Raw genomic sequence first — 18,545 nt, 5'->3', positions numbered from 1 at the left:
CTCAGGCGACCTCCAGGTAGCTCGCGTACTCGAGCACCGAGTTGAGCCGGCGCGCGGTGGCGTAATGGGCTTCGAGGGGTTCGAAGGGCTGGACCTCGCCCTGGACGCCCGTCGCGCGGGTGAGGATCGTCAGCTTGCCCCGCCGGCGCGGCGTGAAGCGGTAGTGCCACACCCGCCACACGTACTTGCCGTAGGACGGCTCGAGCGCCGCCCGATCCCACGTCTTGCCGCCGTCGAGGCTGACCTCGACCCTGGCGATGCCGATCCCCGAGTCGAAGGCGATGCCCGTCAGTTCTGTCTCCTGGCCGGCGTGGAGCACGGTGCCGTCCTGCGGGGTGGTGACGAAGGAGACGATCCGTAACGGGTCGGGCCCGGCCTGAGTGCCGGCCCACAGGTTGTCGATGGGGGTGGAGCGGATCTCGACGCGCACCACCTGCTTGACCCAGCCCGGAGCATACTCGCCCGGCACGACCAGGCGGAGGGGCGCTCCGTTCCAGATGGGTATCTCGGCGTCGTTCATCTTGTAGGCGAGGATGGCGTCGGGATTCATCAGTTCGTCGACGCTCTGGATCCGCCAGTACTCGGGCGCCTTCGAGGCGATGGTCTGGCCGGCCGACTTGAACGCCACCTGCACGGCGTCGTCCTTGACACCGACCGCCTCGAGCAGGTCGCGCACGCGCACGCCCGTCCACTTGGCGGCGGAGACGTCACCCTTGCCCCAGGGAACACCGGGCAGCAGAGGGCGCAGGGTTGCCCGCCCCATGCCGGTGCACGCCCCGACCGCCGCCACGGAGACTTCCTCGAACCTGCGCAGGTCGTCGAACGTGAAGCTCCGGGGACTCACCGCCGCATCGCCCGCTACGTCGACGCGCAGTTCCTCCGGCCGGATCACCGGGATGTTGGCTTCGCGCCAGCGCACGTAGTACGCGTCGCGGTCCGTGAGCGGGTAGATCTCCTTGCCGATGAGCGCACCCGTCGGTGTCTCGTACACCGGGGGCTTGTCGTAGATCTGGATGAGCGGGCGCTTACCGGGAAGGGCGACCAGGCGCGTCGGATCCCGGGACGCTGGTCCCGCCTGGATCGTGCCGGCCGCCATGGCCCGTCCGGCGACGCTGGCGTAGGCCCCGAGCCCGGCCATGGCCGCTCCCATCCGCCTCAGAAGAGCGCGGCGATCCATGAAGTCCGACACGAGCCGTCACCTCCATCGGGTTGCACGGGCGCGTACGGTGGATACCGTACCGGGTAGGGAAACGGTTACATCCATGAGCATAGGGCTAGGGCGGCCGGATGTCAACCGGGGGGAAGGCCGGCGCCCGGCGGGTGCGCATCACTGGCCGGGAGGTATCCGGAGGGTTCACGGGGCGTGTTGACGGGAGGTATGCTAGCATGCTATCATGCATATGGCTCTACAAGGGGGGCACAACGATGCCGGGCGCCCAGAAGAACATCCGGCTGTCGCGGCGGGCGCTGGAACTGCTGCGGGCCCTCAAATACGTCTTCGATGCCGGGGACAATCTCGTCATCGAAGCCGCCCTTAACGAGGCAGCCGAGCATCTCCTGCTCGGCTGTGCCCAGCGCCTGCGCATGGCTGAGAAGGGCCTGGTACCCCAGGAGGAGGTCCAGCGGCTCCGCGCCGAGGCAACGGTGCTGGTGCAAGCCCTCAACGTCGAGGCGGGGAAGGGCTGGCCGCCCTACCGGATCGAGGGGAACGACGTCGCCCGCCAGGACGAGGACGGCACGTGGAGGTCCCTCGGCGCTCCGGATGAGCCGATACCCCATGGGTTGACCGCGATACCCGGGGGGCGTACGGCGCCCCGACGCATGCGGGCTGAAAGCCCACACCGGCCGGCCAACGAAACGGTCGAGGGGGATACGCGATGATGCAGCTGACCGACCGCATGCGCAGGGCGATGGAACGGGCCGAGGGCGTGGCCCGGGCCATGGGCTCTGCACGGGTGGAGCCGGCGCACCTGCTCGCCGCCCTTGCCCTGGAAGAGGGAAGCGGGGCAGAGCGGCTGCTCCGGAGGGCCGGCATCGACCTGCGGGCCTTTCGGTTGGACCTCCCCGGCGGCGACCCGGCACCCGGAGCCGGCAAGGTGCCCTTCTCGCCACGGGCCAAGCAGGTGGTCACCCAGGCCGGCGCAGAAGCGACGGCGCTCGGTCATGCCTATCTTGGCACCGAGCACCTGGCGGTGGCCCTGGCGGGCTCCCACACCGAGCTCCTGGCCGCCTTGCAACAGCACGGAGCCGGCGGGCAGGAGCGTCTTCGGGAGCTCCTCCGCCGGGGGATCGACGAGGAAAGCCGCTCGTAGGCGCCGAAAGCAGCGGCCAGGTCGCGCAGGCGTCGCGATTGCGGCTCGACCTCTTCCCCGCCGTGGTCTCGCGGCGGGTCGGGGACAGGGTTGCCTCCGCCGACCCGGTGTGGCGTGTCCCGCTGGGGTCCGGATGGCAGGGGCGGCGCGTCGCGGTCGTCGACGACGTGGCCGACACGGGGCGCGCGCTGGCGGTCGTGGCGCAGGCCGTCCGCGCCGCGGGAGCCGCCTCGGTCGTGACGGTGGCGATGGCGAGCCACACCTGGACGGATCCGCGCCCCGACGTGGCCGGACTCGTGTCGGACGCGCTCGTGGTGCTGCCGTGGGGCCGTTACGCCCTCGAGGACGGCCGGTGGCGCCTGCACCCGGAATGCGTGGAGGCGCTGGCGTTGCAGCGCACCGGGCCGAAGGGGCGAACCCCCGGGCGTAGAGGCCGGCCGCAGCCGGGCGACAGCCCAGAAGGTGTCACGGTCTACTGCGCTAAATGTCTCTTTAGCGCAGTAACACGCATACACGACGGATGCCGGTCCCGGGCGTGCACGACCGGCCTCGATGCGCTACGCTCGTCACCAGGAAGGGTGAGCATCGTTGACCCCATCGCGCCGGCCCAAGCCGCGCCCCTCGCGTACTGGCGACATCGAGGCGTCCCCTGACCAGGCGTACCGGCCGTTGCCGCCCGCCGCAAACGCCGTGGAGCAGCCCGCCGGCTCGGAGCCCGTACCGGCCGATCCGCTCATCGAGCAGTACTATCGGCATCTCCTGGTCGAACGGGGGTTGAGCCGGAGGACCGCGCGCGCCTACGCCGGCGACCTCGCGTTGCTCGACCGCTATTGCCGCAGCCAGGGTAAGAGCCTGGCCGAGGCCGATGCGCTGCTCCTGCGCGGATTCCTCGAGTACGTGTATGACGATCGCCAGAACCAGGCACCCACGCGGGCTCGCAAGATCAGCGCGATCCGCGGCTTTTACCGCTATCTCGTGGATCAGGGTGTCCTCGCCGCCAGCCCGGCAGAACGCCTGCCGAGCCCGAAGCTTCCCCGGCGCCTTCCGGTCTTCCTGACCGGCGAAGAGGCGGCCGCCCTGCTCGACGCATCGGCGGAGGCGGGGCCCCTGCCCGCCAGGGACCGGGCCCTCATCGCGACCTTCCTCTACACCGGTTGCCGGCTGGGAGAGATGCTGGCCCTTCGCCTCGATGACGTCGACTTTGCCGCCGGCGCCATCCGCTTTTTCGGCAAAGGCGGCAAGGAGCGCCTGGTCCCCATGCGCGAGGAGCTCGCCGAGATCCTCTCCGCGTACCTTCCGCAACGCCGCGAGCTTACTGCCCGCTCCCGCTCGGACCGGCTCTTCGTCAACCGGCGGGGCGAGCCGCTCTCTCCGTCCGGCGTGCGCTACTTGCTGCGTCGCATCCTGTCGGCACTGCCCACGGCCCGGCCGGGCCTCTCGCCTCACAAGCTCCGTCACACGGTGGCGACGCTGCTGCTCCAGGCGGACGCGGACCTCCGCACCATCCAGGAACTACTGGGGCATGCCTCTCTCGCCACCACCCAGCGCTACACCCACGTGCTCAACCGGCGTCTCAAGGAACAGCTGAAGCGACTTCCCTACTGAGCGAGCCCCCTGACCACGTTGCGTCGTCCGCCGGGTCGGCCGTAGCCAGGTCGGCCGTAGCGCCGGCCACCCCGCCGCTTTTGCCTGCGACCGGCGGCCAGGGAATCCAGAGCCTTCGCCCCGGCTCCAAGGCCTGAGGCGCCTCGATGCCGTTGGCCCGGCGCAGGCTCTCGACCAGCCACCTCGGATCGGCCCCGGCCGGGCCCTCGCGGACGGCCACGTCCCAGAGCGTCTCGCCCGGCTCGATCACCCGCTCGTACCCCAGCGTCTTCGGCCCCGTGCTCCCGTGCCGGTCCGAGGGCTCCCGTACGGCCTGCCACCGGAGCACCCAGGCCAAGAGCAGCACGCCAACGGCGATGGTCAGGGCGGCCTGCCATCCCTGCGCGACCCGCCCGCCGCTTCCCGGCGGCCGACTTGCCGCCGGCCTTGCCTGCTCGAGCCCCCCGTGCAGGGAGATGACCTTGGCCGGCGTAGAGCGCTCCACCGTTTCAGTCCTCCTCCGAGACCGCGGTACCCGAACGGCCAGGTGGCGAATCTCTGTTCGCAGGATATCCGAACATATATGCGCCTGTCAACCACCTGTTTGGGGAAACGTGCGCTCGCCGGCGAACTCATGTTTGCGAAGGGCGAACGCACGTGTTATCATGGCAATGACCTTCCAGCCAGGGCATCACGCCGGGGAAAGGACGGTGCGGTGGGCCGATGGCACCCTCACGGGAGCTCACGCCTCGTCAGCGTCAGGTGTTGGAGTTCATCAGGAAGATGGTCCAGAGCCGGGGCTATCCGCCGTCGGTACGGGAGATCGGAGAGGCGGTGGGCCTGAGCTCGAGCTCGACCGTCCACGGCCACCTCGCCCGGCTCGAGGAAAAGGGGTATCTGCGCCGGGATCCCACCAAGCCCAGAGCCATCGAGATCCTCGACGACCACCGGCCCGTCCGCAAAGAGATCGTCCAGGTGCCCGTGCTGGGTCGGGTGCCCGCGGGCCAGCCGTTGCTCGCCGTCCAAAACGTCGAGGATTTCTTCCCCCTGCCGGCCGACTTCACCGAGCACGCCGAGGTCTTCATGCTGCGGGTACGGGGCGACAGCATGAAGGGCGCGGGCATCCTGGACGGCGACTACGTGGTGGTTCGTTCGCAGCCGTCGGTCGAGAACGGCGAGATCGGGGTCGCGCTGGTGGAAGACGAGGCCACCGTGAAGCGCATCTTCAAGGAGAAGGGCCAGGTCCGCCTCCAGCCCGAAAACCCGCGCTACAAGCCGATCCTCACGAAGGACGTGCAGATCCTCGGCAAGGTCATCGGCGTCCTGCGCAAGCTTGGGTGAGCGCGCCATCCCGTCGGCGGCCGCGCCGAAAGGTGCAGCACGACCTCCTTGCGTAGAGGAGCGCGGCAACCGCCGCGGCCGTTACCCCGCGGCAGGCGCCGTAGAGCCTTTCAGTTGACCGCTACCGATGACGAGCTCGGAGCGGCCTCGGGCGTGATCTCCTGCACCAGGGTGTCCACGTCCTGGTCCGCGAGCCCGAGCATGGCGAAGAAGAGCCTGAGAGCTTGCTCTTCCCCGTTACGCTCGGGGTCATCGGCTCGGCGATCGGCAGGAGTCTCCAGCAACGTGGCGAATTGGCGTCGGGCCAGGTGGTAGGCGGAGTCGAGTCCTTCGCGTTCGATGGCTTCCATCAGCAGGTCGTAGACACGTCGGCGGGCCTCAGCGTGGGCGGTCCAGTACCGGGGGTTGGGCGTCTTGCTGCTGGCGAGGATGTCTTGCTTGGCCAGCCGCTTCGACCGCTTCAACCCCCGAAGCACGTCTTCGGGAGAGACGTTGAACACGGGTAGCTCCTCCCTCCACGTCCCCACCCGCGGGGGTCCCATCTCACCCGATGGCTATATTCTTACCCTGTCGGACCATCCCCTCTCCCCTTTCCTGGAAGAAGGCCCCTTTTTGCGCGGCGGGTGTCCGAGCGGCGCGTCCCCGCCCGGCGCGCTTGCCTCGGTCTCAGGCAGATGTTGCCTTGGGTGCCACTTGCCGGGCGAGGCGGTCCTCCGTGGAGAACATCGGCTGGCCGAGCTGCAGGCCCCACCGTGCCAGGGCCTCGTAGTCGGTCAGGTCGAACTGCATCGGCGTCACGGAGACGTAGCCCCGGTGCACCGCGCCCGCGTCGGTCGTCGGATCCTCCCGGTCGCCCTCGTCCGCGTCCCCCACCAGGCGGAAGTGGCCGTCCGTGTCCGGAGGCTTCTCGAAGGCGTCACGGTAGCGGCGGTTGAGCCCGATACGGGTCCAGCGCAGCGCCGCCACGGGATGCGCCACCCGGTCGGGCACGTTGACGTTGAGCAGTACCCCCTGGCCCTCGGCCCGCTTCTGCAACATCCACTGCACGATGACCGGGGCCACCTGCCGGGCCGGGTCGAAGCGCGGCGCGTGCTTGTCCGTGATGGACGAGATGGCGACCGCCGCGATCCCGAGCAACACCCCTTCGGCCGCCGCCGCCACAGTGCCTGAGTAAAAGACGTCGATCCCCAGGTTGGCCCCCGGGTTGATGCCCGAGACCACCAGGTCCGGCGGGTCAGGGAACAACTCCAGCACCCCCAGCTTCACGCAGTCGGCCGGGGTACCCGATACCGCGAAGGCGGGCCATCGCCCTGCGAGGGTCCGTCTCTCGACCTTGAGCGCGTCGCGTACCGTGATGGCATGTCCCGTTGCACTGCGGTCCCGATCGGGGGCCACGATCCGCAGTTGCCCGATGGAATCGAGGGCCTCTGCCAGGGCGGCGAGCCCCGGGCTGTCGATACCGTCGTCGTTGGAGAGCAAAATGCGCGCCACCGGCACCATCCATCCCCGTTGCGCCTGCACTGTCGAGCAGGCCGGATCCCGCTGCTCCCGGGCTCCGTTAGCTCTGGTTGTCGTAAGAGGCCTTGAAGACCCCCTCGAGCGCGGAGAGGTCCGCCAGCACGCGGCTCCGGTCGGCCCGCGCCGGGAGCTCCACGGTGACCTGCAGGGCGGCTTTGGCCCCCTCCTGGGCCACAATGTCGACACCCCGGATGTTGACGCCGTGGCGTCCCAGCACCGACGCCACGGCTCCCAGCTGCCCCGGCTGGTCCGAGACGACCAGCGCCAGGACACTCTCCTTGCTGGAAAGGATCTGGCGCTCGACCCGGCTCAGCCAGATCAGCACCACGACCGCCAGGGCCGTCGTCATGACCGCACCCAGGTAGAAGCCGGACCCCGCCGCCAGGCCGATGCCGGCGACGACCCACAGGCTCGCGGCCGTGGTCAGGCCCCGCACGGTCGGGCCCTCCCGCAGGATGGTGCCCGCCCCCAGAAAGCCGATGCCCGATACCACCTGGGCCGCGATCCGGGTCGGGTCGTAGGGCCAGAAGCTCGATCCTTGAGGGGCCAGCCCGTAGGCTGAGACCAGCATGACCAGCGCCGAACCGAGGGAGACGAGCGTATGGGTGCGAAAGCCCGCGGGCCGCCGGTGGCTCTCTCGCTCGAGGCCGATGATGGCCCCCAGCAGCCCGGCGAGCACCAGACGGATGACCAGCTCGATGTCGGAGATGCCCACCGCCCTCACCCACCTCTGCCCCTAGGGTTCCAGTATAGCAGCCGGCAGACCGCCGTGACCAGCCACGAGCCATGGACAGGTGGTATGGCCGCCTGGCGCGCACGCGCTCCGGCGTATCCTGCCCCATGGTTCGGCAAGAGGCCGGGGGCACTGCAGGGATGCCGGCAGCGCTGCGGCGTCTCGGGACCACTCAGGGCTTACAGGATGGAGAGAGCACGCAGGCGGTCGGCCACCGCGTGCCAGACCCGGGACGCAGGGTACGGGAGGCGGAGCACGGCTCGCCCGTCGACCCAGGTCGGTTGCAGGTTGTTGACGATCACCTGCTGGGCCAGCGCCGGCAACGAGTTGGCCGGATCCACGGTGAGGCTCGACCCGACCACCACCATGAGGTCGGCCCGGGCCGCCTCGCTCACCGCATCCTCGAACGCCGGCGGCATGGGGTCGCCGAAGAGGACGATACCGGGCTTGATGGGCCCCCCGCACGTGCAGTAGGGGCCGATGCCCGCCTGGCGCAAGCGCTGCACGAGGGCCGTGAGGTCGTAATGGCGGCCGCAGCGGGTGCATCGCGCCGAGCGGACGTGCCCGTGGACCTCCAGCACCCGCCGGCTCCCCGCCTTTTGGTGCAAGCCGTCGATGTTCTGCGTGATGACGGCCTTGACGAGCCCGGCTGCTTCGAGGCCCGCCAGCACGTAGTGGACAGTGTTGGGCCGTGCGCCGAGCAAAGGGGGCAGCCAGGTCTCGCTGGCCAACCGGTAGAAGCGGCCGGGGTCCTGCCAGAAGGCGTGGACCGACATGGTCTCCATCGGATCGAGGCGTTCCCACAAGCCGGTGCCGGGGCTACGGAAATCGGGGATGCCGCTGTCGGTGGACGCCCCGGCTCCCGTGAGCACCACGCAGTGAGACGCCTGGACCAACGCGTCGACCAGGGCCGTGACGTCCCGCTCGAAGCCCCTGTAATCCAACGCCTCCATGCTCGCCCTTCCACGCCCCGGGCCTGCCGGCCTCTCGACGGCCGTCTCCGGCCGCGCCGGTGGGCGGCCGCCGTCACCTGTCAGACGTAGCGGCGCTCGATCTTGTGCTTGATGCGGCACAAAGCGTTGTCGATGGACTTGGTGTGAGTGTGGAGCCGCCGGGCCATCTCCTTGTACGACAGCCCGTTGACGTACAGCCGGAAGACCCGGTACTCGAAATCGCTGAGCACCTGCCGCACGTACTGCTGCGTCTGGATCAGCATCTCCCGGTCGATCACCAGGGCTTCCGGATCGTCCACCCGCGAGTTGGGCAGCACCTCGAGGAGGGTCCGGTCCCCCTCCATGTCGTAAACGGGCCGGTGCAAAGAGGTGTACTGGTTGATGGGGATGTGCTTCTGGCGGGTCGTGCCCTTGATGGCGCTGATGATGTTACGGACGATGCAAAGCCGCGCGAAGGACCAGAAGGAGGACGCCCCCGGCGTGAAGTCCCGGATCGCCTTGTAGAGGCCGATCATGCCCTCCTGGAGCAGGTCGTCGTCCTCGGCGCCCTGCAGGAAGTACGGCCGGCTCCAGGCGTGCACCAGCTTGCGGTACTTGGCGAGCAGGTACTCGAGGGCGTCTTCGTTGCCCGCCTGGGCGAGCTGGACCACCTCTTCGTCGGTGAGGTCCGAGAAATCCGGCGCTCCCGGCCTGGGCTGCCACGACCAAGAGGAAGATGCTGCCCGACTCTTCCCCATGCCCCACGACCGCCCCTTACCCCGTCGGAGTCGCATCCGCTAAAGCGTATGCTGGAAAGGAACTCCCGCACGCGGCCGCGCGAAAACGGAACCCGGCGACGTCAACCGGTGTGGCGGGTGGCCACCTGTCCCTTTCGGGGAACGTTCGGCAACTTACAACCAATCTCCTTCTCAATTGTAGGCACGGATGGAGGGCCACCGGCAACACCGGGAAAAAAAGAGGCTCCGGAACCGCCCTCGTCCAACCGCCGGCTCCGGAGCCCCTACCTCAGCGACCTCCGGGTACTCTCATCGGGTAGCATACAACCCTGACTTCACCACCTCGTCACCCCGGGACTGACGCTCCCACGCTGCCCCAGGCGCCGACTGGGTATAGCGCGCGACCTCCGTCCCCAGCACCCCGTGGGGGCCGAGCACGCCGCGCTTCATCTCGGTCGCCTCCGTGCTCTGGGCCTTGAAAGAAGCGATCAGGTAATGGCACGCCTCCCACGGATCCACCGAGTCCCCGCAGGTAAAGACATCGATGGCTGCATATCCGAGCTCGGGCCAGGTGTGGATGGCAAGGTGGGACTCCGCGATGACCACCACGCCGCTGACACCCTGCGGGCTGAACTTGTGGAACGTAACCTCCCGCACGTCGGCCCCTGCTCTCAGGGCTGCTTCCACCATGATGGCCTGCACCTGCTCTTGATCGTCCAGGATCGCCGGGTCACACCCGTACGCCTCGCACAGAATGTGACGTCCCAGCGCCTGCGTCATCCCATCTACGACCCCCTTCCAGATGGCCCGCGAACGCCTGCGGCGCCAGGCTTTGTCGCAGGCAATCACCCCCCATGATAGCAGACCCCCCCACCCTGTCAAGGATTACCGAAAGAAGTCTCGAACGGCGTCACGAGGCCGTTCCGCAGGAGCTCGTCGAGGGCACGGGCCACCCCCAGGGCCACGTGGTACCGGGAAAGCCCTCCCTGGATGAAGACGTCGTAGGGCGGCCGCATGGGCAGATCCGCCGACAGCTCGCTCGACGAACCCTGGACGAAGGTCCCTGCGGCCATCGCCACGGCGTCCCGGTAACCGGGCAGGCGCGCGGGGGTGGGCACCGCCCGCCAGTCGAGCGCCGACGCCTTCTGCACCCCGCGCAAGATGGCGAGCGCCGTCTCCGGCCGGCCTGCCCGCACCACCTGCACCGTGTCGTAACGCTCCTCGAAGGCTCCGGGGCTGACGGCAAACCCCCACGAGCCGAAGGCCTGCGCGGCCACGCAGGCACCGGCCAGCGCCTCGCTCACCGACCGGGGAGCGAGCCACAGGCCCATCCAGACCCACCGCATGACGCCGAGCCCGGGACCCACGTCGGCGGCCAGCCCCGGAGCCACGAGCCGCTCGGCGGCCCGGGTCACGAGGTCGCGGCGCCCGGCGAGGTATCCGCCGCTGGGGGCAAGCCCTCCGCCGGGGTTCTTGATGAGCGAACCGGCGACGAGATCGGCGCCCACGTGCCCCGGCTCCCGCTCCTCCACGAACTCGCCGTACGCGTTGTCCACCACGACGATGCAGCCGTGCGCGTGCGCCACCCCGCAGATGGTCTCGATCTGGGCCATGGACAGCGAGGGCCGCCACGAGTAGCCCCGGGAGCGTTGTACCAGGATCGCGCGGGTGTGCGCCCCGAGGGCCGCTTCCAATCCGGCCAGGTCGACGCTCCCGTCCTCCCTGAGCGCGACCACCCGGGTGCGCACACCCCACTCGGCCAGGGATCCCGGGGCAGGCTGCTCGCCGAGCCCGAGCACCGGCCAGAGGGTGTCGTAGGGGGCGCCCGTCGCCACCACCAGTTCGTCGCCGGGCCGCAAGACCCCGAACAGCGCGGCGGCCAGCGCGTGCGTACCCGAGACCATCTGGGGCCGGACCAGCGCCGCCTCTGCCCCGAAGAGGGAAGCGTAGACTTGTTCGATGGCGTCGCGGCCGGGGTCCGAATACCCGTAGCCCGTGGTCTCTGCCAGATACCCCTCGCTGGCCCCCGCCTGCTGGAAGGCGGCCAGGACCCGCGCCGTATTGTGGGCCGCGACGCGTTCGATGCGGGCCCATGGAGAGGGCGCGCCCGGCTCGGCGGGCGCCTGGACGCGGGCCAGAGCGTCCATCACCGCTCGTTCGGCCAGGGGGTGGATGTCCGGAAAGGCCTCCCGCACGAAACTCGTCGGGATGGAGGTCATCCCCCGCCTCCGGCAGCCGGCCGCGCCAGGGCGTCGCGGATGGACGAGGCGAGCTGCCCGATCCCTTCCAGCGCCGCCGCCACGTCGTCACCGGCCCGCATCCAGGTCGAGGCGAAGGCGCTCCCTACGACGACCCCGTCGGCCCACCGGTAGGCGGCCGCCTGCCGGGCTCCCGCCACTCCGAACCCCAGCGCCACGGGAAGGCGGGTGGAGCGCCGCAGGGCATCCACCAGCTCTTTTGCCTGGGGCGCCAGGTCGTCGCGCGCCCCGGTGACGCCCGGCCGGCTGATGGCGTAGACGAAGCCGTCGCTGGCGGACGCGACGCGCTCGAGCCGGCTCATCCCCGTGGGAGCGGCCAGGCTCACCCAGGCGAGCCCTTGCTCCTGGAGCTCGGCCATGAGACCCGCGGCCTCCTCCACCGGCAGATCCGGCACGATCATACCCGAAAGCCCATAGCGGGCCATGGCCCGGGCCACCTCGGCCTCCCCCATCCGGAAAACGGGGTTGTAGTACGTCATGATGACCACCGGGACCCCGGACCCGCCCTTCTCCGGGGGGCTCGCCACCCTGCCGGCCATCTCCAGGACGCCTCGCAGCGAAACCCGCCTCTGCAGCGCCGCGGCCGCGGCCGTCTGCAGCACGGGGCCGTCGGCCACGGGATCCGAGAAGGGCACCCCCACCTCCAGCACGTCACAGCCCGAGCGCGCCAGGTGGACCAGCGCTCGTTCGGAAGTGGCGAGGTCGGGGTAGCCGCCCATCCAGTATCCGACCAGGGCGGCCCGCCCCTCCTGCCGGGCTCGCTCGAAGGCTCCCGCCAACCGCCTGCCCCCTTCGGAGCGGGCAAGAGCAGGAAAACCGAGCCCTTGTCCTGCCGCCGCCTGGCCCGTCTCTACCCCTTCACCGCCCATCCGGTCCGCCCCCTGTCCGTTGGGAGGACGGAGCCGGAAGCCACCCGAGCCGGCCGGCCACGACCTCCACGTCCTTGTCGCCCCGTCCCGACAGGCTGACGAGGACGATCTCGTCCTCGCGCATGCGCCGGGCGGCGACCAGGGCGGCCGCCACGGCATGCGCGCTCTCCAGGGCCGGCAGGATCCCCTCGAGCCTGCCCAGCAGCTGAAAGGCTTCCAGCGCCTCGTCGTCCCGGACGGTCGTGTACTCCGCCCGCCCGGTCTCTCGCAGGTAGCTGTGCTCCGGGCCGACGCCGGGGTAGTCGAGGCCTGCCGAAACCGAATGTGTCGGGGCGATCTGCCCCTCCTCGTCCTGCAACAGCAGGCTCCGGGAGCCGTGCAGCACGCCGATGAGGCCGCGGTTGAGGCTCGCTGCGTGCTCTCCCAGCCTCTCTCCCCTGCCCCCTGCTTCCACTCCCAGCAGGCGCACTCCGTCGTCTCGCAGGAAGCCCCGGAAGATGCCGATGGCGTTGGAGCCCCCTCCGACGCAGGCGACCACCAGGTCCGGCAGCCTCCCGGTCGCATCCAGCACCTGCCGGCGGCTCTCGGCGCCGATCACCGATTGGAAGTCGGCAACCATGACGGGGTACGGGTGTGGGCCCACCGCCGAACCGAGGACGTAGTGGGTATCGGCCACGCTCGCCACCCACTCTCGCATGGCCTCGTCCGTGGCATCCTTGAGGGTGCCGCTGCCGGCGCGCACCTCTCGCACCTCGGCCCCCAAAAGGCGCATGCGCACCACGTTGAGGTGCTGGCGCGCCATGTCTTCGGCGCCCATGAAGACCAGGCACGCCATGCCGAACCGGGCCGCCACCGTGGCCGTAGCGACGCCGTGCTGCCCGGCGCCGGTTTCGGCGATCAGGCGCCGCTTGCCCATGCGCCGGGCCAGCAGGGCCTGTCCCAGCGCGTTGTTGATCTTGTGCGCTCCCGTGTGGGCGAGGTCTTCACGCTTCAGGAAGATGCGCGCGCCGCCCACGTAGCGGCTGAGGCGTTCGGCGAAGTACAGGGGGGTCGGCCGCCCTGCGTAGTGCCGCAGCAAACCGTCGAGTTCCTGCCAGAAGGCGGGGTCGTGGCGCGCTGCCTCGTAGGCCTCCTGGAGCTGCTCCAGGGGCGCCATCAAGATCTCCGGCACGAAGCGCCCCCCGAAGCCGCCGAAGTAGCCGCGACCGTCCGGAACGCCGTCGAGCGGCGGCGCGGCCGGCCCGCTAGCGTCCCCGACCGGTGCCCGGCCCGTCGTCACGGACCTTCCTCGTACCTGCATCCAACCGTCTCTCCTCCCATGCGCGCACGTTTGCGACGAACGCCTCGATGGCGCCCCGGTCCTTGACGCCGGGCCGGCCGGCCCGTTCCACGCCCGAACTCACGTCGACGCCCCACGGCCGGGCCGCTTCGAGGGCCTTCACCACGTTGCCAGGGCGCAGCCCGCCCGCCAGGATGACGCGCGGATGGACGGCCCCCAGGACCCGCACCCACTCCGTGGCGGTGGCCGTCTCCATGGGGCGCCCGGTGCCGCCGGGCTGCTCCCGGGAGCCGCTGTCGAGTAAGAGCGCCCACCACGCCCCGGCGGGTGCGACGGGACTGCCCGACGGCCACAGGGCGCGGATGCACCGCAGGCCGGAAGACGGCAGGCGTTGCACTCGCTCCGGGAGCTCCACACCGTGCAGCTGCACGACGTCGAGCGAAGCGAGGCGGGCCTGGTGTTCGATCTGCTCGATGGGCTCCTGCGTGAAGACCCCGACGACGTCGACCCGCCGCCCGGCGCGAGCCGCCTCCTCGCGGGCCGCCAGGGCGAGCTCGCGGGCGCGCTCAGGCCCGACCGCCCGGGGGCTCTTGCGGGTCAGTACCACGCCGAGCGCGTCGGCCCCTGCCCGTACCGCCACCACCACGTCCTCCTCGCGGGTGAGGCCGCAGATCTTCACCCACACCTTCATGCTCGCCGGGCCCAGGCCCGCAAGGCCCCTTCGAAGAAGGCTCCGGGATCTTCGGAGCGCATCAGCGCCTCCCCTACCAGCACCCCGTCCGCGCCGGCCTCCCACGCTTCGGCGACGGCGTCCGGGGCCGCATAGCCGCTTTCCGCCAGCCGTACGATCCCCTCCGGGACCTGCGGCAGCAACCGCAACGCCGTCCGGGTGTCGACCTCGAACGTCGCCAGGTCGCGGTTGTTGACGCCGACCACCGAGACGCCATCCAGAGCCATGGCTCGCTCCAGCTCCCGCTGCGTGTGCACCTCCACCACGGTCTCGAGCCCCCGGTCGCGCGCGTAGCGCAGTAACGAGCGCAGCCGGTCCTCCTCCAGCGCGGCGACGATGAGCAGAACTGCCGACGCACCCACCTGCCGGGCCAGATCGATCTGCCACGGCTCCACCACGATGTCCTTGAAGAGCACGGGAACCGCCACAGCCCGCGCCACCGCCGCCACGTCGGCCGGGCTGCCCCCGAAGAACGCTTCGTCCGCCAGCACCGACACGGCCGCCGCCCCGGCCCGTTGGTACGCAAGCGCCCGGCTCACGGCGTCGGCCGAAGGGGCGATATCCCCCGCCGACGGAGACCTTCGCTTGACCTCGGCCACGATGGGAAGCCCGGCGCCCGGAGACGGCACGGCGGTCCCCGTCCCCCCGGCCTCGAGCGCCTGCCGGTACGCCTGCAGAGCCTGGCGAGCCCGGCGCAGGGCCGCTACCAGGCTCGGGCGGACCGGCCTCGTGCCGGCCTGACTCTCTTGCAGCGTCGCGGGCCGAGCGGCCCTCTTCGCCTGCACCATGGCGGCCAGCCGGTCCGGAGGACCGGCCGCCCCTTCCAGGGCTCTCATGCGGCTCCTTTCGCCTCCCGGCTGAACGAGACGAGCGCCTCCAGCCGCTCCCTGGCCCGCCCGGAGTCCAACACGTCCCGGGCCACCTCCATCCCCTCGGCCAGGGAGGCCGCTTCACCGGCGGTCCAGATGGCGGCGCCCGCGTTGAGCACGACCACGTCCCGCACCGGGCCGTGCATCCTCCCCGACAAGACGTCGGAGACGACCCGGGCGTTGGTCACCGGGCCATCCCCGCGGACGGCATCGGGCCCGGCGGGGGTCAGGCCCAGTTGCGCAGGCTCGATGACCAGTTGCTCGACGACGGCCCCGTCCTCGACCCGGGCGGCGAGCGTCGGGCCGCTCAGGGTGATCTCGTCCATCCCGTCCGTCCCGTGCACCACCAGGGCCCGCCGGGCGCCCAGGCTGGCCAGCGCTCCTGCGACCAGGGGCACGAGCCGTGGCTCGTACACGCCGACCAGCTGGTAGGGGGCGTCAGCCGGGTTGGTGAGGGGGCCGAGGATGTTGAAGACGGTGCGGATTTCGAGTTCCCGGCGGGGGCCGGCGGCATGTCGCATCGCCGGGTGGAAGACGGGAGCGAACAGGAAGGCGAGCCCCACCTCCTCCAGGCAGCGGCTCACCGCTTGGGGATCGAGGTCGATGGCCACCCCCAGAGCCTCGAGCACGTCGGCGCTACCGGCCTTGCTCGACACGGAGCGGTTGCCGTGTTTGGCCACGGTGAGCCCGGCGCCGGCCACCACGAAGGCTGCGGCCGTCGAGACGTTGATGGAGTGGAGCCGATCCCCGCCGGTACCGCAGGTGTCGACGACCTTGCGGCCCGGCGGCGGCGTAACCTTGAGCGCATGCCGGCGCATGGCCTGCGCCAGCCCCGCCACCTCGTCGACCGTCTCGCCCTTCATGCGCAGGGCCACCGCGAAGCCGGCGATCTGGGCAGGGGTCGCCTCCCCCCGCATGATGGCCGTCATGACCGACTCGGCCTGCGAACGGGTGAGGGAGCGCCCCTGCGCCAGTATCTCGATGGCCCGCTGGATCGGAAACGGCTCGAAAGCCTCCATCGAGCTCATGCCCTCCTCTCTGCCCTGGCCCGGCCTGCGGCCTCGGCCAGGAAGTTGACCAGGATCCGTCGCCCGTAAGTTCGGGTGAGAATCGACTCGGGGTGGAACTGCACGCCCTCGATGGGAAGCGTGCGGTGCCGTACGCCCATGATGCAGCCGGTCTCGTCCACGGCCGAGACCTCGAGCTCGGGGGGCAGCGGCTCCCGGGCGATGCAGAGGGAGTGGTATCGCCCGGCCTCGAAGGGGCTCGGGATCCCCCGGTAGATGGTGCGGCCGTCGTGAAGGATCGGGCTGGCCTTGCCGTGGAGCAGCCGGTCGGCCCGGATGATGCGGCCTCCGAAGGCCGCCCCGATGGCCTGGTGGCCGAGGCAGACCCCGAGCAGGGGAACGCCACCGGAGCGCCGGACGAGCTCCACGGAGATGCCGGCCTCTTCCGGGCGGCCGGGCCCCGGCGAGATGACGATGGCCGCCGGGTGCATGGCCAGCACCTCGTCCACCGTCGCCCGGTCGTTGCGGATCACCTGCACCTCGGCGCCCATCTCCCCCAGGTAGTGCGCGAGGTTGTAGACGAACGAGTCGTAGTTGTCGATGACCACCACCGGCCCCGGGGGCACGGGCGCTTCTCGCTCGATGGCAGCGTGGTCCTCCTGCGCCGCTATCACCCGGCGTGCACCTCCCCCGTGGCGGCCAGCGCCGAGAGCATGGCCCTCGCCTTGTGTTGGGTCTCCCGGAGCTCCCGGCGCGGGTCGGAATCGGCCACGATCCCGGCTCCGGCCCTCACCACCGCCCGCTCTCCGTAAATGGCCAGGGTCCGGATGGTGATGCAGTGGTCGGCGTTGCCCGACGCCGAGAAGTACCCCACGGTCCCGGCGTACGGCCCCCGGCCGCTCGCCTCCAGCGCGTCGATGACCTGCATGGCCCGTACCTTCGGGGCGCCCGTCACCGTGCCCGCAGGGAAGGTGGCTCGCAGCAGGTCGAACGCGTCCTGCCCCGGACGGAGCACCCCCTGGACCTGGGAGACCAGGTGCGTGACGTGAGAGTACCGCTCGATTTCGAGCAGACGGGACACCTCCACGGTGCCGTACCGGCAGACCCGGCCGAGGTCGTTGCGGCCGAGGTCGACGAGCATCATGTGTTCGGCGAGCTCCTTGGGGTCGCTCGCCAGCTCCGATTCGAGGCGCGCCTGTTCTGCGGCGTCGCGGCCCCGAGGCCGGGTCCCCGCGATGGGCCGCAGCATGGCCCGTTCCTGCTGGGAGCGGACCATTACCTCCGGGGAGGCTCCCACGAGGTGGAGCGGCCCCGGCGAGCCCGACCGCGGGTCGGGGATCTCCAGGTAGAACATGTACGGCGACGGGTTGATGGCGCGCAGGTGCCGGAAGACCTCGAGGGGAGGCCGGCGGCACGGCGCCACCACCTCCCGGGAGAGCACGACCTGGAAGACGTCCCCCGCCTCGATGTGCCGGCGCGCTTGCCGGACCGCCGCTTCGAAGGCAGGGTCCTCCTCTTCCAGGCCCGCAGTACCGCCCTCGAGTCCGCCGGGAGCGGCCCCGGCCTGTGCAAAGGCCGGGCCGGGGTCGCGGCCGGACGGCACGGCAAGACGTTCCCACACCGCCTGCAGGCGCCCGGCGGCCCGGTCGTGGGCCTGTCGCGCCGTCTCCCCGGGACGGCGCCGGGCGAGCGTCAGCAGGTACCCGGTTCCCCGGAAGTGGTCGAAGACCACCACGGCGTCGGCAAGCAGGTAGGCGCCCATCCAGCCCGGCAAGGTGGCCGGGCGTCCCGGGCCGAGAGGCTCGATGGTGCGCACCAGGTCATATCCGAAGAAGCCCACCGCACCCCCGACGAAAGGGGGAACGTCGTCGGCGTGAGGGAAAAGGGGCGCCAGGAGCTCTCGCACGGCCGATTCGGGGAGCTCGAGAGCCCTCCACCGGTCGCGCAGGTATGCGATCGGGTCGGCCACGGCGCGGCGCTCCGTCTCCACGAGGGGAGCCCCTCCCTCCCCCGCCTCGTAGACGCGCGCCAGGCCTTCCTCGAAGGCGACCAGGGCCGCACCTCCGCTGCCGACGAAGGAGAAGCGGCCCAGACGCCCGCCGTGGTCAGCGCTCTCCAGCAAGAAGCGGCCCAGCGGGTGGGGTCCCAGGCGGTTGAGCGCGACGAGGGGCGTGAGGGTGTCGGTCAGGAACGACGCGCACAGGACGGCCGCGCCCGTTCGCTCGAGGAGCTCGACGAAACGCCCGCGGTCAGGATGAAGTTGCACAGGCCCCCAGCCCCCATCCGGGCGGTGCGCCTGACCGGCGAGCAAGAAGACCCACGAGCAGGCTCGCGCCGATGACCTACCTCACCGGGAGGAGGCCGGCGCAACAGACG

The 18,545-nt window shown here is 70.7% G+C and carries 20 protein-coding genes and 1 pseudogene; 5 read left to right on the top strand and 16 right to left on the bottom strand.

The window, feature by feature from the left end; genetic code table 11:
• Position 1 precedes the first annotated feature (1 nt).
• Positions 2 to 1,189 carry a molybdopterin-dependent oxidoreductase gene (locus U7230_RS05885; protein WP_324717805.1) on the bottom strand — a complete coding sequence of 396 codons (1,188 nt, stop codon included), beginning with the start codon at positions 1,187 to 1,189 and terminating at the stop codon, positions 2 to 4.
• Between the two features lie 236 nt (positions 1,190 to 1,425).
• On the opposite strand from U7230_RS05885, the gene U7230_RS05880 reads away from it, so the two are divergent.
• The 4 genes from U7230_RS05880 to U7230_RS05865 are packed head-to-tail and all read left to right on the top strand — an operon-like array spanning position 1,426 to position 3,917.
• A complete protein-coding gene (locus tag U7230_RS05880; protein WP_324717804.1) occupies positions 1,426 to 1,881 on the top strand; it encodes a hypothetical protein in 456 nt (151 codons plus the stop codon).
• Positions 1,878 to 2,312 carry a Clp protease N-terminal domain-containing protein gene (locus tag U7230_RS05875; RefSeq protein WP_324717803.1) on the top strand — a complete coding sequence of 145 codons (435 nt, stop codon included), beginning with the start codon at positions 1,878 to 1,880 and terminating at the stop codon, positions 2,310 to 2,312. The genes U7230_RS05880 and U7230_RS05875 overlap by 4 nt, the downstream gene beginning before the upstream one ends.
• A 38-nt stretch (positions 2,313 to 2,350) precedes the next feature.
• Positions 2,351 to 2,965 (top strand): phosphoribosyltransferase, encoded by a 615-nt coding sequence (locus U7230_RS05870; RefSeq protein WP_324717802.1) that lies wholly within the window; start codon positions 2,351 to 2,353, stop codon positions 2,963 to 2,965.
• On the top strand, positions 2,901 to 3,917 hold the full coding sequence (locus tag U7230_RS05865) for a tyrosine-type recombinase/integrase (RefSeq protein WP_324717801.1): 1,017 nt from the start codon (positions 2,901 to 2,903) through the stop codon (positions 3,915 to 3,917). Before U7230_RS05870 ends, U7230_RS05865 begins: the two co-directional genes overlap by 65 nt.
• On the opposite strand, the gene U7230_RS05860 is transcribed toward U7230_RS05865, so the two are convergent.
• Positions 3,886 to 4,401: a LysM peptidoglycan-binding domain-containing protein gene (locus U7230_RS05860; protein WP_324717800.1), complete on the bottom strand. Its 516-nt coding sequence runs from the start codon at positions 4,399 to 4,401 to the stop codon at positions 3,886 to 3,888. The two genes, U7230_RS05865 and U7230_RS05860, sit on opposite strands and share 32 nt — an antisense overlap.
• 218 nt (positions 4,402 to 4,619) lie before the next feature.
• Between U7230_RS05860 and lexA the strand changes: the two genes are divergently transcribed.
• On the top strand, positions 4,620 to 5,237 hold the full coding sequence (lexA, locus tag U7230_RS05855; RefSeq protein ID WP_324717799.1) for a transcriptional repressor LexA: 618 nt from the start codon (positions 4,620 to 4,622) through the stop codon (positions 5,235 to 5,237).
• 110 nt (positions 5,238 to 5,347) lie between these two features.
• Here the strand turns inward: lexA and U7230_RS05850 are convergent, their stop codons facing one another.
• The 14 genes and pseudogenes from U7230_RS05850 to U7230_RS05785 all read right to left on the bottom strand — a co-directional run bounded on the left by U7230_RS05850 (position 5,348) and on the right by U7230_RS05785 (position 18,435).
• Positions 5,348 to 5,764 carry a hypothetical protein gene (locus U7230_RS05850; RefSeq protein ID WP_324717798.1) on the bottom strand — a complete coding sequence of 139 codons (417 nt, stop codon included), beginning with the start codon at positions 5,762 to 5,764 and terminating at the stop codon, positions 5,348 to 5,350.
• A 139-nt stretch (positions 5,765 to 5,903) separates the two neighbouring features.
• Positions 5,904 to 6,728: a 5'/3'-nucleotidase SurE gene (surE, locus tag U7230_RS05845; RefSeq protein ID WP_324717797.1), complete on the bottom strand. Its 825-nt coding sequence runs from the start codon at positions 6,726 to 6,728 to the stop codon at positions 5,904 to 5,906.
• Between the two features lie 67 nt (positions 6,729 to 6,795).
• Positions 6,796 to 7,470: an MgtC/SapB family protein gene (locus U7230_RS05840; protein ID WP_324717796.1), complete on the bottom strand. Its 675-nt coding sequence runs from the start codon at positions 7,468 to 7,470 to the stop codon at positions 6,796 to 6,798.
• A 197-nt stretch (positions 7,471 to 7,667) separates the two neighbouring features.
• A complete protein-coding gene (locus U7230_RS05835; RefSeq protein WP_324717795.1) occupies positions 7,668 to 8,441 on the bottom strand; it encodes an SIR2 family NAD-dependent protein deacylase in 774 nt (257 codons plus the stop codon).
• An 80-nt stretch (positions 8,442 to 8,521) separates the two neighbouring features.
• Positions 8,522 to 9,178 carry an RNA polymerase sporulation sigma factor SigH gene (gene sigH / locus U7230_RS05830; RefSeq protein WP_324717794.1) on the bottom strand — a complete coding sequence of 219 codons (657 nt, stop codon included), beginning with the start codon at positions 9,176 to 9,178 and terminating at the stop codon, positions 8,522 to 8,524.
• 414 nt (positions 9,179 to 9,592) lie between these two features.
• Positions 9,593 to 9,937: pseudogene (gene speD, locus U7230_RS05825) on the bottom strand (adenosylmethionine decarboxylase); the annotation flags it as partial.
• A gap of 98 nt (positions 9,938 to 10,035) precedes the next feature.
• Positions 10,036 to 11,376, bottom strand: coding sequence for a methionine gamma-lyase family protein (locus U7230_RS05820; RefSeq protein ID WP_324717793.1), 1,341 nt, complete (start codon positions 11,374 to 11,376; stop codon positions 10,036 to 10,038).
• A complete protein-coding gene (trpA, locus tag U7230_RS05815) occupies positions 11,373 to 12,284 on the bottom strand; it encodes a tryptophan synthase subunit alpha (protein ID WP_324717792.1) in 912 nt (303 codons plus the stop codon). The genes U7230_RS05820 and trpA overlap by 4 nt, the downstream gene beginning before the upstream one ends.
• Positions 12,274 to 13,584 (bottom strand): tryptophan synthase subunit beta, encoded by a 1,311-nt coding sequence (trpB, locus tag U7230_RS05810; RefSeq protein ID WP_324717791.1) that lies wholly within the window; start codon positions 13,582 to 13,584, stop codon positions 12,274 to 12,276. The genes trpA and trpB overlap by 11 nt, the downstream gene beginning before the upstream one ends.
• Positions 13,529 to 14,254 (bottom strand): phosphoribosylanthranilate isomerase, encoded by a 726-nt coding sequence (locus U7230_RS05805; RefSeq protein ID WP_324717790.1) that lies wholly within the window; start codon positions 14,252 to 14,254, stop codon positions 13,529 to 13,531. Before U7230_RS05805 ends, trpB begins: the two co-directional genes overlap by 56 nt.
• Positions 14,251 to 15,129, bottom strand: coding sequence for an indole-3-glycerol phosphate synthase TrpC (locus U7230_RS05800; protein WP_324717789.1), 879 nt, complete (start codon positions 15,127 to 15,129; stop codon positions 14,251 to 14,253). The genes U7230_RS05805 and U7230_RS05800 overlap by 4 nt, the downstream gene beginning before the upstream one ends.
• Entirely contained in the window at positions 15,126 to 16,190 is a 1,065-nt protein-coding gene (trpD, locus tag U7230_RS05795; RefSeq protein WP_324717788.1) for an anthranilate phosphoribosyltransferase, read from the bottom strand. Before trpD ends, U7230_RS05800 begins: the two co-directional genes overlap by 4 nt.
• The gene (locus tag U7230_RS05790) at positions 16,187 to 16,840 is read right to left on the bottom strand and encodes an anthranilate synthase component II (protein ID WP_404980645.1); all 654 of its coding nucleotides are present in this window, start codon (positions 16,838 to 16,840) and stop codon (positions 16,187 to 16,189) included. The genes trpD and U7230_RS05790 overlap by 4 nt, the downstream gene beginning before the upstream one ends.
• On the bottom strand, positions 16,840 to 18,435 hold the full coding sequence (locus tag U7230_RS05785) for an anthranilate synthase component I family protein (RefSeq protein ID WP_324717786.1): 1,596 nt from the start codon (positions 18,433 to 18,435) through the stop codon (positions 16,840 to 16,842). The genes U7230_RS05790 and U7230_RS05785 overlap by 1 nt, the downstream gene beginning before the upstream one ends.
• Positions 18,436 to 18,545 lie beyond the last annotated feature (110 nt).

Origin of the sequence: Limnochorda sp. L945t (assembly GCF_035593305.1) — a bacterium.
Classification (GTDB): domain Bacteria; phylum Bacillota; class Limnochordia; order Limnochordales; family Geochordaceae; genus Carboxydichorda; species Carboxydichorda subterranea.
This window is presented reverse-complemented; position numbering and strand designations above follow the sequence as displayed.

Bases quoted from the DNA above. Each gene is read 5' to 3' on its own strand.
- U7230_RS05880 (WP_324717804.1), top strand. From the start codon at position 1,426: ATGCCGGGCGCCCAGAAGAACATCCGGCTGTCGCGGCGGGCGCTGGAA.
- U7230_RS05875 (WP_324717803.1), top strand. From the start codon at position 1,878: ATGATGCAGCTGACCGACCGCATGCGCAGGGCGATGGAACGGGCCGAG.
- lexA (WP_324717799.1), top strand. From the start codon at position 4,620: ATGGCACCCTCACGGGAGCTCACGCCTCGTCAGCGTCAGGTGTTGGAG.
- U7230_RS05835 (WP_324717795.1), bottom strand. From the start codon at position 8,441: ATGGAGGCGTTGGATTACAGGGGCTTCGAGCGGGACGTCACGGCCCTG.
- sigH (WP_324717794.1), bottom strand. From the start codon at position 9,178: ATGGGGAAGAGTCGGGCAGCATCTTCCTCTTGGTCGTGGCAGCCCAGG.
- U7230_RS05820 (WP_324717793.1), bottom strand. From the start codon at position 11,376: ATGACCTCCATCCCGACGAGTTTCGTGCGGGAGGCCTTTCCGGACATC.
- trpA (WP_324717792.1), bottom strand. From the start codon at position 12,284: ATGGGCGGTGAAGGGGTAGAGACGGGCCAGGCGGCGGCAGGACAAGGG.
- trpB (WP_324717791.1), bottom strand. From the start codon at position 13,584: ATGCAGGTACGAGGAAGGTCCGTGACGACGGGCCGGGCACCGGTCGGG.
- U7230_RS05805 (WP_324717790.1), bottom strand. From the start codon at position 14,254: ATGAAGGTGTGGGTGAAGATCTGCGGCCTCACCCGCGAGGAGGACGTG.
- U7230_RS05800 (WP_324717789.1), bottom strand. From the start codon at position 15,129: ATGAGAGCCCTGGAAGGGGCGGCCGGTCCTCCGGACCGGCTGGCCGCC.
- trpD (WP_324717788.1), bottom strand. From the start codon at position 16,190: ATGAGCTCGATGGAGGCTTTCGAGCCGTTTCCGATCCAGCGGGCCATC.